The sequence below is a fragment of the Thiosocius teredinicola genome (genome assembly GCF_002009425.1).
Classification (GTDB): Bacteria; Pseudomonadota; Gammaproteobacteria; order Chromatiales; family Chromatiaceae; genus Thiosocius; species Thiosocius teredinicola.
This window is the reverse complement of record NZ_CP019936.1, coordinates 3708178-3722487: the sequence shown is the minus strand read 5'-3', so window position 1 is coordinate 3722487 and position 14310 is coordinate 3708178. Positions and strand designations below refer to the sequence as shown.

Here is a 14310-nt window from a genome sequence, read left to right as displayed (position 1 = left end):
TCAGCTCGTCTATCGTTCTTCGCCGGAGTTGGCCGACCGATCATTCCGGCCATTCGATCCGGTCCCAGAGTTTCTGCAGGCGCTGCGCCTTGTCAGGGTTCAACCAGCGAACATAGCCAATGCGACCGGCCAGATGCGACCTGAAATCAGAATGCGCATCGCGGTTTTGGCTTGCCGGGCCGAAACGTATGCAATTGTTCAGGATCGCTTTCAAGCGATCGAAGTCACGCCGGTCGATATTGGGTTTCTGATTGACCACGACGCCGGCTATCCGCTGACGTTGCGACTCGCGCATCAATCGCGTCTTGCGGTGATTGATGCGAAATCCTTCTTCCAGCGCGATCGCAGCGATCAGTCGTTCGAGGAATGGGGACAGGTGAGCGAGCTCAAGGCCACCGGAGATCGCGAGATCGTCGGCGTAGCGTGAGTAGTTGAGACCGTGACGCTCAGCCAGCCGTTGCAGCCGGTGATCGAAACGCCATGCGCACAGGTTGGCCAAGGCCGGTGACGTCGGCGCGCCTTGCGGCAGGTGTTTGAATTTGAGCAGCTGTCGTTGATGCCAGGAGGGTGCGTGTTGTTCGAACGCCGCCAGATTAGGCGAGGTGGCGTGGGTGCAGATGCCCTGCAAAACCCTGGCGACAGGATGCGGATAGCCCAAACAACGAAACAGCGCGCCGACGCGCAATACCGGCACCGAGTGAAAGAAGTCCTTGAGGTCCAGGTGGAGCACATTCGGCTGGCCGGTGTGCAGTTGCGCAAAGCTGCGGCAGGAACGACGGCGGCAAAAGCCGTGCGCACTCGGGTGGGGCGGCACGCGGTCGAGCAGCTCCTTGAGTATCTGGCGCTGGATCGTTTTGAGTCGCACCTTGGGTATCTCGATCAGGCGCCGCTCTCCGGACGGCTTGGCGATCCAGCGATAGCGGTAGTGGTGCAGCTTCGCATTGCGCTGCGTGGCCTGCCGCCCGTGCAGGTCGGCAAACCAATCCAACTCGTGGCGATGCAGGCCCAGCCAGGTGCAGACGTCTTTGCTGGTTTCCAGCTGCGGCAAGGGAAACGTCTTCAGGCCGTCGGGTGGCGGTGCCATGACCGGTGCATCGAGCAGAATGCTCGGGCTGCCCGTGCTCTCGATCTTGTCCCAGCTGACATGGAAGAGATCGTCGGACTCGAAGAAAGCCGCCAGTTCGTTGCTCGACGGAGGCTGGCGTCGATCGAAATGAAACAGCAGGCGCGCGGCGATGGTTGCCGGGTCCGGCGAGCCGCCGTCGAGCGCGCGGTCGAGGCGGTCGATCAACGCGTCTTTGGTCCATGCGCCGGTGCCGATGGATATCGCCAGTCGCCGCGCTTTGTTGCTGAATCGAGACACCTGGCTTCCTTTGCGGTGTGAGGTTGTGGCCGGCCTCCGACCAGGCTCGTGATGCCGGTACACGCCTTGCGCGCAGCGCAGGGGCGTACCGGCGACGTAATGCACAGATGTTGTCGATCACCCCGGGGTTACCCCGGAGCATCCCAGCGCAACATTGGTTGGCCGAGAGAATCTCGGAGAACCGGCCACGTCGTGCATGGTCGGAAGCACGCGAGGCGAAGTCAACCGCATGAACTTTTCATTTCAGTTGCAATAACCGTTTCGTTCGCAAGGTCCTTCTGTGGACGCCCCGTTCCGAGTGCACCGGGCTGGTCGTCGTTTTTTGGCGCTCGCCGACCATGGCGGCACGGGCCATCAGCAACCCAGAGGAGACTTTCATGAAATCCAAGACCTTGCGAAGCAGGGGGCTTCGCGTTGGCGCGGTGGCAGGATTGGCGTTGACCGCGCTCGCCGGCGGCGCCGCGACGGCCGCACCGATCAATTTCAAGATAACCGTGGAAAACCTGTCACCGGACGGCGGCACGTTGATCACCCCGTTATGGTTCGGCGTGCATGACGGCAGCTTCGACCTGTACGACAGCGGTGTCGCCGCCTCGGCCGAGCTGGAACGTCTGGCCGAAGACGGCAACCCGGGGCCGTTGAGCGCGGCATTCGCCTCGACCACCGGCGGACTGATCGACGGCGTCGTGTTCGGGCCGGGTGTCGGGCCGGGTTCACCGCCGATCTTCGGTCCGGGCGGCTCGGCCAGCGCGACTTTCAGCTACGACTTCGGCACATCGCCCACGGCGTTTTTCAGCTATGCCTCGATGGTCATCCCAAGTAACGACGCCTTTATCGCCAACGGCAACCCGCTGGCCTTGCCGCTGTTCGATGCGGTCGGCGGCTTTCAGGGCCTCGACATCATCGTGCTCGGTAGCCAGGTGCTGGATGCCGGCACCGAGGTGAACGACGAGATCCCGGAGAATGTCGCCGCGCTGGCTCAGGCGGCACCGGATACCGGCGTGACCGAAAACGGCGTTGTCGGGCTGCATCCCGGGTTTCTCACCGACGGGAATATTCTGGCGGCGATACCGAACGGTGACTTCACCCAGGCCGGCTACCAGGTGGCGCGTATCCGGGTCGAGCAGATTCCGGTACCGGGCCCCTGGTGGTTGTTTGGTGCGGGCTTGACCGCGCTCGGTGTGCGGCGTCTGACTGCCTGATGTGTGCAGGGCTCGCGCGGCATTCGCCACGTGGGCTCTGCATCTCGATCACCAGTCGTCGTTCGAACGTTTAGGTTGTTGCGGCGCGGGTGGTGGATTGGGCGAGTTGGGCACGATCGCGATCTCGTCACCCGGGTCGAGCTTGGTGAAGGGTTCGGCAAACTGCTTGTTGACGGTGATCCGCACGTACTCCGGGTTGAACAGGTAGCCGCGGTCGCCTTTGACGCGCTGCAACCAGCCCAACAACTGTTCGACCGTCTCGACCGTGTCCGGCGGCTTCACCTCTTCGGCCTCTTTGCCCATCTTGTTGGCCAGGTAGGCGAAGTACATCAGCTTGACCTTGCGTTCGGCGTCGGAGGCGCCGGCCAGGCGTTGGCCGCTGCGGTCGTAGCCTGCAGCCGCCAGCTTGTCGAGATAGGCCTGCCAGTTGGCCTCCTGGTTCACGCCCAGTTCGTACAGCGTTTCCCAGGAATAGATGCCGGTATCGTGGCCGTCGTCGAACGCGATACGGATGGCGTAGCTGCCTTGCGGCTCGATGCTGTCGATATTGACGTTCTCTTTGCCGAACTCGGGCGTGCCGCGTGTTCTGACCTCGGCCGAATGCGAATTCACGCGCAGGTACTCGCAAGGTAGCGAGAAGGTCTTGCCGTCGGAGAAAGCAATGTTCAGCAGCCGCGATTTGCGGTGCAGATTGATCTCGGTAGGTACCGGTCCTTTGCTGTTTTCGGTCACGCCTGGTCTCTCGTCGCTGCGGCGATCGAGCGAAGCGCCTTACGCGATTCAGTCGATCGGATATCGAGGCGCGGATGGTTGCACGGCGTCAGCAGTCGATCAACTGTGCAAGCTGCGCGGAATTCAGGCGGCGCCCTTGTCGACAGTGCGGCTGCCGGACGTCAGCGCAGCGGTGGCCTCGTTGGCCAGGGCGCAAAATTGTTTGAATCCCTGTTCGCTGAGGTTGTCACCGTCGCCGTACAGCAGGCCGAGCGGCCGGTTGTTGACGAACAACGAGACCATGTAGGCGCCGCTCGGGCCGAGCAGCTTGCGTAACGCGGTCGGCAAATACGGCAGCAGCTTCTTGGCGTTGCTGCGGTTCAGCCAGACGCTTTGCGGTTTGGCCATGAGCATGCTGAACAGCGTCTTCTCGCCGAGATCCAGGTCGAGCTTGCGCAGGCCGTCAGCCGGATCACCGCCCAAGGCCAGGCGGGTGCGCAGGCGGCTACGGTCGCGGTTGAGCATGGCGAACATCACGCGACCGGCACCCGCATCCTGACGAATTTTTCGCATCACTGCCGCCAGCGTGCTTTGCAGATCGTTGCCCGGTGCGGCTTGCTCGGTCTTGCGCGCCTTGTTCTTACGGCGTTCGAAGAAATCGAGCGCATCGGCCTCATCCAGCGGACATTCGCCCGGCAGCATGGCCAGGTTGAAGGCAGGTAGCGGATAGCCGACGTGGTGCAGCGACTGTGCGGCATCGGCGATGGATCGGTGCAGCCAGGCGGTGGCCTTGTCGGCGTCGAGACGCAGGAACTCGGCCAGGGGCTCGGCCACATCGTCCAGGGGGCCTCCGCCCCATCCGACCATGCTTGCCTGCGCGAGCCGGTCGGCCAGGCGGACCAGCTTGGGGCGGTTGTTGATGCCGTCGGCGGTTCCCAGGGAATCGCGGGCCAGCGAGGGAAACGCCCAGCGCTCGGCAAGGAAGGTGTTGATCGTAGCCGGTGGCTCACCCAGTTCGGCACCGAGCGCAATCTCGATCGGCACGCCGTCCTGCACCGCGTTGGTGGCGCGTTTGGCCGATACCGGGTCGGTTGCCCACAGCGCCATCATCGCGGGCTGCTGCAGCAGCGCGGCGGTGAGGATATCGCCGCTAACCTCGGTACGTGTGGCGTTGCACAGGTCGGCGGCGAGCACCGCGGCGTGCGCCGCTTGGCTGTAGGCGTTCTCGCGACCAATGGTGCGCGGCGTGCGCTGGGTTTCGATGCTGGCGATCGGCAGCGATTCGATCAGGCTGCGAAAGGCGTCCTGGCCCATCAGCGAAACCGCATGGGCAGGGTCGGCGACCCGCTCGAAGGCGCCGGGGCGCACCTTTTCGAGACGACGAAACACCGCAGTAGCTGCCGCCGGGTCGTTCAACAGCACCGGTTGCAGTTGCGGATTGCGTGTCGTGTCGGTGTCCAGCAGCTCACGCAGCGCCCGCCCGGTTTCAGGCATGATCGGCAGCGTGGCGTCGGCGAGGCGATTGCGGTCGGCTTTCATTCGCAGGCGGATTGCGGAAACTCCTTGGTTGACGGCCGAAACCCCTCGAACTTGAACGCTGCCGCGCGTGTCCGGCGGTGCTAAAATCCGGCGATTCGCGCCGCGAGGCGCTTCAATTCAGCAGTTTGGGATGACGAGGTAGGGGCATGGCAGGTCACAGTAAGTGGGCCAACATCAAGCACAAGAAGGCGGCCAACGACAAAAAACGCGGAAAACTCTGGTCGAAGCTCATTCGTGAGGTCACGGTGGCAGCCAAAGAGGGTGGTGGCGATATCAACGCCAACCCGCGTCTACGCTTGGCAGTCGACAAGGCGCGCGGCGCCAACATGCCCAACGACACGGTCGAGCGCGCGATCAAGCGCGGTGCGGGCGGCGAAGACGATACCAACTATGACGAGATCCGCTACGAAGGTTACGGCCCGGGCGGCATCGCCATCATCGTCGATTGCATGACCGACAATCGCAATCGCACCGCCTCTGAGGTGCGTCACGCGTTCACTAAGCACGGCGGCAACCTGGGCACCGATGGCTCGGTCGCCTACATGTTCAACAAGAAGGGCATCATCAGCTACGGCCCCGGCGCCGACGAAGACGCCATCATGGAGGCCGCGCTCGAGGCCGGCGCCGAGGACGTGGTCGGCAACGATGATGACTCGGTCGATGTCTACACCCTGCCGGAAACCTTCTCGGACGTGCTCGAGGCGATGCGTAACGCGAACTTCGAACCGGATAACGCCGAAGTCACGTTCGAGGCCGACACCAGCGCACCGGTCGACAAAGACGGCGCCGAGACGTTGTTGCGCCTGGTCGATTTCCTCGAAGACCTCGACGACGTACAGGACGTGTACCACAACGCCGACATCGCGCCCGAGATTCTCGACGAGCTGGAAGGCTGATCGCGGGTGACGCGTGTACTCGGCATCGACCCCGGCTCGCGGGTGACCGGTTTCGGACTGATTGAAACCGACGGGGTGCGCAGCCGTCATCTGCATTCTGGCTGTATCCGTACCGCGGCGGGTGAGTTTCCGGCGCGCCTGGGCGAGATCTTCAACGGCATCCGTGACGTGCTGTCCGAATGGCAACCGCAGGAGGTCGCCATCGAGCAGGTGTTCGTATCGCGCAATGCCAGCTCGGCGCTCAAGTTAGGCCAGGCGCGGGGTGCGGCGATCAGCGCGATCGTCACCCACGGTCTGCCGGTATTTGAATACACGCCGGCGGCCGTCAAACAGGGGCTGGTCGGCAATGGCCGCGCCGAGAAGGAGCAGGTGCAGCACATGGTGCGCGTGATACTCAGCATGCAGACGTCGATGTCGCTCGACGAATCCGACGCCTTGGCGATCGCGCTGTGCCATGCGCACAGCAACGCCACCCGTCGCATTATCGAGGGCGCACAATGATCGGGCGTCTGCGCGGACGCATCCTCGCCAAGCAGCCGCCGTCGCTGCTGCTCGACGTCAACGGCGTCGGCTACGAGATCGAGGCGCCGATGTCGACCTTCTATGTGTTGCCGGCCGGCAACGAAGAGGTCGTGCTGCATACCCATCTCTCCGTACGCGAAGACGCGCATGTGTTGTACGGCTTTGCGCGCGAGGCCGACCGCACCCTGTTCCGTGCCTTGCTCAAGGTCAGCGGTGTCGGCGGCAAGATGGCCCTCGGTGTGCTGTCGGGGATGACCGCCGAGGAGTTCAACCAGGCGGTGCAGGCAGGCGATATCGCTGCGCTGACGCGCCTGCCGGGGGTCGGCAAGAAGACCGCCGAACGCTTGGTGGTCGAGATGCGCGACAAGCTCGACAAACTCGGCATCGGTATGAGTTCGCAACCCGGTGCGGTGGTGGCCGCCGAGACTGCACCCACCGGCGCCGATCAGGATGCGGTCAGCGCCCTGATCGCGTTGGGCTATAAGCCGCCGGAGGCCAGCCGCATGGTCAGCAAGGTCTTTGAAGACGGCATGGATACCGAAGAGATCATCCGTGCCGCGTTGAAGGGCAGCGTCAAGTAGCGATCTTGCCCCGCCGCGGGGAACCGCATCGCTGCGGAACAGGCTGCGGCATCGGCCTGTCGGAACCTTGGTAAGAGATGAATTGGCTACGCCGGTTCGACATCGCGATAGGGGAAACCGATGCATAGACGCCGTTTCTTAGCGACCCTCGGTGCAAGCTTGGCCGCGCTTGGCCTGCCGCGACTGGCGGTGGCTCGCCCGCAGGGCATCCTGACCAAGGCCATTCCCACTACCGGCGAAGCCATTCCGGCCATCGGCATGGGCACCTGGATCACGTTCAACGTCGGTGGCGACCCGCAGGCACGCGCGCAACGGGTCGACGTGCTGCGTACCTTCTTCGAACTGGGCGGCGGCATGGTCGACTCGTCGCCGATGTACGGTTCGGCCGAGGCGGTGGTCGGTCACTGCCTGGAGGCGCTCGGCACGCCGCAGGAGCTGTTCAGCGCAACCAAGGTGTGGACCTCGTCCGGCGAGGATGGGCCGGACGAGATCGAGACATCGCGCGCGCTGTGGGGCGTCGACCGGTTCGATCTGCTGCAGGTACACAACCTGCTGGCCTGGGAAGACCACCTGCAGACGCTGCTGGAGATGAAGGCACAAGGCAGGTTGCGCTATGTCGGTGTGACGACATCGCACGGCCGACGCCACGGCGACATCGAACAGGTGATGCGTACCCAGCCGATCGATTTCGTGCAGGCGACCTACAACATCGCCGACCGCGAGGTCGAACAGCGCATCCTGCCGCTGGCCGCCGAGCGCGGCATTGCGTTCATCGCCAACCGGCCGTTTCGACGCGGCGACCTGATCGACCATGTGAAGCGTCACCCGCTGCCGCCATGGGCAGCCGAGATCGATTGCGACAATTGGGCGGCCTTCCTGCTCAAGTTCATCGTGTCGCATCCGGCCGTGACCTGCGCGATCCCGGCGACCAGTCGGGTCGATCACATGCGCGAGAACATGGACGCGCTGCGCGGACGTGTGCCCGATACAGCGATGCGCGAGCGCATGATCGATTACGTGCGCAGCCTTTGATGGGGAACTGGTCCGACTACGCGCTTTCCGACTTTCTGATGTTCGCGCCGGATACCTACTTCCGGCTGTACGAACGCATCAATGCCGACGGGTGGCCGTTTGCGCTCGTCGCAACGGTCGGGCTGCTGATCGCGATCGGTCTTGCAGCACGTCAGTCGGGTAGGGCTGCAAGCGCAATACACTGGGCGCTGGCGGTCGTGTGGGCCTTTGTCGCCTGGGCGTTTTTCTATCGGCTGTACGCGCCGATCAATCTCGCCGCGCAATGGTTTGCCGCGGGCTATTTGGTCGAAGCCTTGGCGCTGGTGATTGCCGGATGGACGGCGACGGTCCAGGCGAGTCTACGGGTCAACCCGTGGGCGCTTGCCCTGCTGGCGTACGCACTGATCGTGCATCCACTGACCGCTGCGGCACTTGGCAGAGATTGGGCGGGCGTCGAACTGTTCGGCCTGGCGCCTGACCCGACGGCCCTGGCGACGTTGGCCGTGCTGCTGATGTGCACGGGCAAAGCCGTCGCTGTGGCGCGTGTCATTCCGCTGCTATGGTGTGTGATAAGCGGGCTGACCTATGCGGCGATGGATCTGCCCTACGCATGGGTAACGCCGGCGATCGCATTGCTGGCAACGGTCGGCGCCTGGTGGTCGCGACGTCGTCGGCTGGAAGGGTTCACGCAATAACGTTGGCTTCAATCTTGCCGCGGTGTCGATGGCCGCGTCAGGGGAGGCCCTAGCGGCCGGAGTAACGCATCGACTTGGTGCAATAAAAAAATTTCGCGCGCGAGTTGGGCGCCGGATTCGGGAGACTATGTCGTGAAATTGAAGAAGCTGTTGAAGAAAACGCACAAGGTACAAATCGTCAACGAACCGATCGATGTCGGCGTCGTTTCCAAGCCGGTGCTGATGACCCTGTTCGAGGCGCGTGAGATCTCGCCGCACGGCAAGGCGATGGGGCCGCTCGGTGGCATCGATCTCACCGGTTACGGCGAATACCGATTGACCCTGCGCTTCGTCGGCGAGCCGGGCACACCGTTTTCGCTGCAGGAACTGTTTGGGCCGGCCGGCTCGGTCGATCAACTCAAGTTCGAACTCGGCGGCGGTCAGATCGGTCCCGAGGGTGTGCTCAACTATCGGGCGCGCTTCGACATTTTCGGGCCGCGCAATCTGTTCGTGCAGATCACCAACGACGGCGAATCGGCGTTCAGTGTCGATGGCAGCCTGTACGCGGTGCGTTGATACCGCTCGGGCCTCAAGCCGCTGATTTGCATGGATTGACGCGGCTTGACGGACCCGCCGGCGATTCCCCTCGTACCGGCGGCGCGGTTCCGCCATAATCGGTGGAACTTCGCCACACGCCTGCCAAATGCAAGACGCCGATCGCCTCATCAGTGCTGAATCCGCGGCCGACGATGCCGCTATCGACCGCGCCATACGCCCCAAGACACTGGCCGAATACGTCGGTCAGCCTGCGGTGCGCGAGCAGATGGAGATCTTCATCCCGGCGGCGCGAGATCGTGGCGAGGCGCTCGATCACGTACTGATCTTCGGCCCGCCAGGGCTCGGCAAGACCACGCTGTCGCACATCATCGCCAACGAGATGGGCGTGAATCTGCGCCAGACCTCCGGCCCGGTGCTCGAGCGCCCCGGCGATCTGGCCGCCCTGTTGACCAACCTCGAACCGCACGATGTGCTGTTCGTCGACGAGATCCATCGCCTGAGCCCGGTTGTCGAAGAGGTGCTGTACCCGGCGATGGAGGACTACCAACTGGATATCGTGATCGGCGAGGGCCCTGCGGCGCGCTCGATCAAGGTCGATCTGCCGCCGTTCACCCTGGTGGGTGCGACCACACGCGCCGGCCTGCTGACGTCGCCGCTACGCGACCGCTTCGGCATCGTGCAGCGCCTCGAGTTCTACTCGGATGCCGAACTCGGCCGCATCGTCGGTCGCTCGGCCGGCATTCTCGGCGTCGATATCACGCCCGAAGGCGCCGCCGAGATCGCGCGCCGTTCACGCGGCACACCGCGTATCGCGAACCGTCTGCTGAGGCGTGTGCGTGACTATGCACAGGTGAAATCGCGCGGCCAGGTCACCGCCGAGGTGGCCGACGCGGCACTCAAGATGCTCAAAGTCGATGCCAACGGCTTCGATCAGATGGACCGCCGCCTGCTCAAGGCGGTGATCGAGAAGTTCGACGGCGGACCGGTTGGCCTCGACAACCTCGCGGCGGCGATCGGTGAAGAGCGCGGCACGATCGAAGACGTGCTCGAACCTTACCTGATACAGCAGGGCTTTTTGATGCGTACACCGCGCGGGCGCATGGCGACGCGCGCGTCGTTCATCCACTTCGGTCTGCAGCCGCCGAAAGCCAGCGATGCGCCGGATCTGTTCGCTGACCTGGCCGACGACTGAATTTCGCACACTGAACTTATTCATTGTGCTTCAGCCTAATAGCGGCAATCGGATAGAATCCGCGCGAACTTTCGCAGGTCGCCGGTGCGATGGATAGCGGTGAATGGCATGTCGAGGCACGCGGTGCCGATCATGCGAACTGCGGTTAACAGCAGGGCAGTGCATTGAGCGTGTTTAAATGGCCCGTTCGGGTCTACTACGAAGATACCGATGCCGGTGGCGTGGTGTATTACGCCAATTACCTGCGATTCCTCGAGCGCGCGCGTACAGAATGGCTGCGCGATCAAGGGTTTGAGCAAAATGCCCTGATCCGTGACTCCGGGATCGTGTTCGCGGTTCGTCATGTCGAAATCGATTATCTTCTGCCGGCGCGTTTTGACGACGAATTGGTCGTCGAAGCCCGAATCGATTCGGTCAGCAAAGTCAGTATGACCTTCGCTCAGCGCATCGTGCGCGAGCCCGACACCGTGTTGAGCGAGGCCTCGGTGAAGGTCGTGTGCCTGGACAAAGAACGATTCCGCCCGGTGCCGATACCGGAACCTATCCGCGAGAAAATTAAGAATGCACAGTAGTGATCTTTCGTTCGTCAGCCTGATACTCAACGCCAGCTTCGTCGTCCAGCTGGTGATGGCGTTGCTGGTGCTGGCGTCCATCCTGTCGTGGACGATCATCTTCGATCGCTCGCGCAACGTGAAAAAGGCGCAACGCGAAGTCGAGGACTTCGAAAACCGCTTCTGGTCGGGCGGCGATCTTGGCGATCTGTATCGCTCGGTCGATCGCGACCGCGATTCATTACGTGGCGCCAGTGCGATCTTTCATGCCGGTTTTCGCGAATTCGCGCGGCTGCGTGAAAACCAGAGCGTCGAGCCCATGGCGATGGTCGAAGGCGCGCGCCGTGCGATGCGCGTGGCGCTCAGTCGCGAGATGGATACCCTGGAAACGCATCTGTCGTTTCTTGCCACGGTCGGCTCGACCAGCCCCTACGTCGGTTTGTTTGGTACCGTCTGGGGCATCATGAACGCGTTCCACGCGCTTGGTAACGTCAAACAGGCCACGTTGAACCTGGTTGCGCCCGGTATCGCCGAGGCGCTGATAGCGACCGCGATGGGCCTATTTGCCGCAATCCCTGCGGTCGTCGCTTACAACCGCTTTGCCAACAACGTGCAGCGCCTGGAGAATCGCTACGACGATTTCGTCGAGGAGTTCTCCAACATCTTGCAACGCCAGGCACATACCAATACGCGGCGTCGCTAAGCCATGGCCCACCGACAGAAAACCCGACGCCCAATGGCCGAGATCAACGTCGTTCCGTATATCGACGTGATGTTGGTGCTGCTCGTGATCTTCATGATCACCGCGCCGCTGCTGACCCAGGGCGTGAAGGTGGATCTCGTCGAGGCCGACGCCAAGCCGATCGAAGACGATGCCAAACGTCCGCTGTTGGTCACCGTGGATGTCAACGGTGTGTTCCATCTTACCTATGATGATGACCGCACCCAGGAACTCGATGAAGACGAGTTGCTGACCAAGAGTGCGTCGATCATCAAGAACAACCCGGGTATTCCGGTGCTGGTCAAAGGCGACCGCAACGTCAAATACGATCGTGTCGTACAGGCGATGGTGGTGCTGCAGAGCGCCGGTGCGCCGAGCGTCGGTCTGATCACGCAGCCGCCGGAAGCGGAACTCGAGGGGCGCTAGGGGGCGACGTGTTGTTTACCGTCCTTAAACGTAATCCTTTGGCGCTGGCGCTGGCCGTGCTGCTGCACGTGGCCTTGGCGGTGTTCCTGATTCTCGAGGTCAACTGGCGCGACGAGGTCAAGCCGATCGGTGCCGATGTCGAGGTGGTGCAGGCCACGCTGGTAGGCGATCCGCCACCGATCGAGACGCCGAAGAAGGTTGAGCAGGCCAAGCAGCCCGACAAGGCCGCCGAAGAGAAAAAGCGCGAACAGGCCGAGCTGGAAAAACGCCGCGCCGAAGAGAAGCGCAAGCTCGCGCAGATCGAACAACAGCGCAAGCAACGCGAACAGGACGAGGCGAAGAAGGCGGCAGAAGCCAAGAAACAGGCCGAGGCGGAAAAAGCCCGCCAGGCCAAGATCAAGCGCGAGCAGGAAGAGCTCAAGAAGCAACAGGAAGTCGAGAAGCAACGCCTGGTCGCGCTGGAGAAGAAGCGTAAGGCCGAGGAAGAGGCGCGCAAGAAGGCAGAGGCTGAAGCCAAGGCGAAAGCCGAAGCGGAGGCCAAGGCAGAAGCAGAGGCCAAAGCCAAGGCTGAGGCAGAAGCGAAGGCCAAGGCCGAGAAAGAGCGCCAGGAACGTCTGGCGCGCGAGAAGGCCGAGCGCGAGAAAGCCGAGCAGGCGCGTGTTGCCCGTGAACAGGCCGAGGCCAAGGCACGCGCCGATCGCGCGATCCGTGAGGCCGAGCTGGCGGCGCAGTTTGCCGCAGAGCGCGATGCATCGGAGAAGGCGCGCGTGGTCGGCCTGATCCAGGAGAAGGTTGAGCGCAACTGGTTGCGCCCGCCGGGTACCAGCGAGATGGGGTTGCGTTGTACGGTGCGTGTGCGCCTGGGCGGCACCGGCTCGGTATTGTTGGTTAGCGTCGTGCGTTCGAGCGGCAACAACGCCTTCGATCGGTCGGTTGAGCAGGCGGTGCGCAAGGCCGATCCGCTGCCGATGCCCAAATCGCAGACGCTGCTGGCGCAGTTCCGCGAAATCGAATTTATCTTTGATCCTAAAAACTGAGCGGTTATCGCTATGAAGAGATTGTTTTTGTTGGTCGTCCTGATGGTTGTTGGTGTGCAGGCTCACGCCTCGCCGTTGACCATCGAGATCACCAAAGGCGGCGAAGGTGCACTGCCGATTGCCGTTGTGCCGTTTGCCTGGCGCGGTGACGCCGGCAACCTGCCCAAACACGAGGTCGGGTCAATTATCTCGGCGGACCTCGGTCGGAGCGGACGCTTCAAGCCGCTGCCGGAGAACGAGATGCTGTCGCGGCCGTCGCGCGGCGACGAAGTCGACTTTCGCGACTGGCGTGCGGTCAACGTCGAGTACCTGGTGATCGGTGAAGCCACACCGAACGGCCCCGGTGGTTACATGGTGAAGTTCTACCTGTACGACGTGGTACGCGGCGAACAGCTCACCGGTTACAGCATTCCGACGACGGCACGTGATCTGCGCGCCACCGCGCACCATATCGCCGACATCATCTACGAAACGCTGACCGGCGAACCGGGCGCATTCGCCACCCGCGTTGCCTATGTCACGTCGACCCGCGGCGCCAACGGCAAGGACCGTGTCGAGCTGCGCGTCGCCGACTCGGATGGTTACGGCCCGCAGCCGATCGTGGCGTCGAACGAGCCCATCATGTCGCCGTCCTGGTCGCCCGATGGCCGCAAGATCGCCTATGTCTCGTTCGAAAACACCCAGCCTTCGATCTGGATTCAGGAGGTGTTTACCGGCAAGCGCGAGAAGCTCACCTCGTACAAGGGCATCAACGGCGCGCCGGCGTTCTCGCCCGATGGCCGCTACCTGGCGATGACGCTGTCGAAAGACGGCAACCCGGAAATCTACGTGATGGATATCGCCCGCCGCAGCCTGCGCCGCGTCACGCGGCATGGTGCGATCGACACCGAGCCGTCGTGGTCGCCGGATGGGCAATCGATCGTGTTTACCTCGGATCGTGGCGGCAAGCCGCAGATCTACCGCGTGCCGGTCAACGGCGGTCAGGCGAGCCGCGTCACCTACGAGGGCAACTACAATGCACGTGCCTCGTACGCGCCCGACGGCAAGTCGCTGACGATGGTCACCCAGGCGAACGGCTCGTACCAGATCGCACTTTTGGACCTCGAATCGCGCGATTTTCGCGTTATGAGCACTGGTCGACTTGATGAAACGCCAAGTTTCGCTCCCAATGGCGCCATGATAATTTATGCAACGCGGGTGGGAGGCAAAGGTGTTCTCGCAGCTGTATCGACGGATGGTCGAGTGCAGCAGCGTCTACGACTACAAGAAGGCGACGTGCGCGAACCGGCCTGGTCACCCTATCAACAAACCGAGAGGAATCGTTAA

Annotated in this window: 16 protein-coding genes; 13 read left to right on the top strand and 3 right to left on the bottom strand. The window is 62.9% G+C overall.

Going from position 1 to position 14310, the window contains the following annotated elements:
* Window positions 1-40: 40 nt before the first annotated feature.
* A complete protein-coding gene (locus B1781_RS17655; protein ID WP_078120921.1) occupies window positions 41-1363 on the bottom strand; it encodes a reverse transcriptase family protein in 1323 nt (440 codons plus the stop codon).
* A 377-nt stretch (window positions 1364-1740) separates the two neighbouring features.
* On the opposite strand from B1781_RS17655, the gene B1781_RS17650 reads away from it, so the two are divergent.
* Complete coding sequence (locus B1781_RS17650) at window positions 1741-2565, top strand: spondin domain-containing protein (RefSeq protein ID WP_125932154.1); 825 nt, start codon at window positions 1741-1743, stop codon at window positions 2563-2565.
* A 48-nt stretch (window positions 2566-2613) separates the two neighbouring features.
* Here the strand turns inward: B1781_RS17650 and B1781_RS23640 are convergent, their stop codons facing one another.
* Both B1781_RS23640 and B1781_RS17640 read right to left on the bottom strand, forming a co-directional pair.
* Window positions 2614-3297 (bottom strand): gamma-butyrobetaine hydroxylase-like domain-containing protein, encoded by a 684-nt coding sequence (locus B1781_RS23640; RefSeq protein WP_078120919.1) that lies wholly within the window; start codon window positions 3295-3297, stop codon window positions 2614-2616.
* A 123-nt stretch (window positions 3298-3420) separates the two neighbouring features.
* Window positions 3421-4815: an HDOD domain-containing protein gene (locus tag B1781_RS17640; protein WP_078120918.1), complete on the bottom strand. Its 1395-nt coding sequence runs from the start codon at window positions 4813-4815 to the stop codon at window positions 3421-3423.
* A gap of 146 nt (window positions 4816-4961) precedes the next feature.
* Here B1781_RS17640 and B1781_RS17635 point away from each other — a divergent pair, with 146 nt between their 5' ends.
* The 12 genes from B1781_RS17635 to tolB all read left to right on the top strand — a co-directional run bounded on the left by B1781_RS17635 (window position 4962) and on the right by tolB (window position 14310).
* Complete coding sequence (locus tag B1781_RS17635) at window positions 4962-5711, top strand: YebC/PmpR family DNA-binding transcriptional regulator (protein WP_078120917.1); 750 nt, start codon at window positions 4962-4964, stop codon at window positions 5709-5711.
* A 6-nt stretch (window positions 5712-5717) separates the two neighbouring features.
* Window positions 5718-6212, top strand: a complete 495-nt coding sequence (gene ruvC, locus B1781_RS17630; protein WP_078120916.1) for a crossover junction endodeoxyribonuclease RuvC — start codon at window positions 5718-5720, stop codon at window positions 6210-6212.
* Window positions 6209-6814 carry a Holliday junction branch migration protein RuvA gene (gene ruvA, locus B1781_RS17625; protein ID WP_078120915.1) on the top strand — a complete coding sequence of 202 codons (606 nt, stop codon included), beginning with the start codon at window positions 6209-6211 and terminating at the stop codon, window positions 6812-6814. The genes ruvC and ruvA overlap by 4 nt, the downstream gene beginning before the upstream one ends.
* 120 nt (window positions 6815-6934) lie before the next feature.
* Window positions 6935-7846: an aldo/keto reductase gene (locus B1781_RS17620; protein ID WP_078120914.1), complete on the top strand. Its 912-nt coding sequence runs from the start codon at window positions 6935-6937 to the stop codon at window positions 7844-7846.
* A complete protein-coding gene (locus tag B1781_RS17615) occupies window positions 7846-8520 on the top strand; it encodes a DUF6064 family protein (RefSeq protein ID WP_078120913.1) in 675 nt (224 codons plus the stop codon). Before B1781_RS17620 ends, B1781_RS17615 begins: the two co-directional genes overlap by 1 nt.
* 132 nt (window positions 8521-8652) lie before the next feature.
* Window positions 8653-9075 (top strand): hypothetical protein, encoded by a 423-nt coding sequence (locus B1781_RS17610; protein WP_078120912.1) that lies wholly within the window; start codon window positions 8653-8655, stop codon window positions 9073-9075.
* Between the two features lie 127 nt (window positions 9076-9202).
* The gene (gene ruvB, locus B1781_RS17605) at window positions 9203-10249 is read left to right on the top strand and encodes a Holliday junction branch migration DNA helicase RuvB (protein WP_078120911.1); all 1047 of its coding nucleotides are present in this window, start codon (window positions 9203-9205) and stop codon (window positions 10247-10249) included.
* 170 nt (window positions 10250-10419) lie between these two features.
* Complete coding sequence (gene ybgC / locus B1781_RS17600; protein ID WP_334223768.1) at window positions 10420-10821, top strand: tol-pal system-associated acyl-CoA thioesterase; 402 nt, start codon at window positions 10420-10422, stop codon at window positions 10819-10821.
* On the top strand, window positions 10811-11503 hold the full coding sequence (tolQ, locus tag B1781_RS17595; RefSeq protein WP_078120909.1) for a protein TolQ: 693 nt from the start codon (window positions 10811-10813) through the stop codon (window positions 11501-11503). The genes ybgC and tolQ overlap by 11 nt, the downstream gene beginning before the upstream one ends.
* A gap of 33 nt (window positions 11504-11536) precedes the next feature.
* Window positions 11537-11947: a protein TolR gene (gene tolR / locus B1781_RS17590; protein ID WP_334223767.1), complete on the top strand. Its 411-nt coding sequence runs from the start codon at window positions 11537-11539 to the stop codon at window positions 11945-11947.
* Window positions 11948-11955: 8 nt separating this feature from the next.
* Window positions 11956-12984, top strand: a complete 1029-nt coding sequence (gene tolA / locus B1781_RS17585; RefSeq protein WP_164513445.1) for a cell envelope integrity protein TolA — start codon at window positions 11956-11958, stop codon at window positions 12982-12984.
* A 12-nt stretch (window positions 12985-12996) separates the two neighbouring features.
* Entirely contained in the window at window positions 12997-14310 is a 1314-nt protein-coding gene (gene tolB, locus B1781_RS17580; RefSeq protein WP_078120906.1) for a Tol-Pal system beta propeller repeat protein TolB, read from the top strand.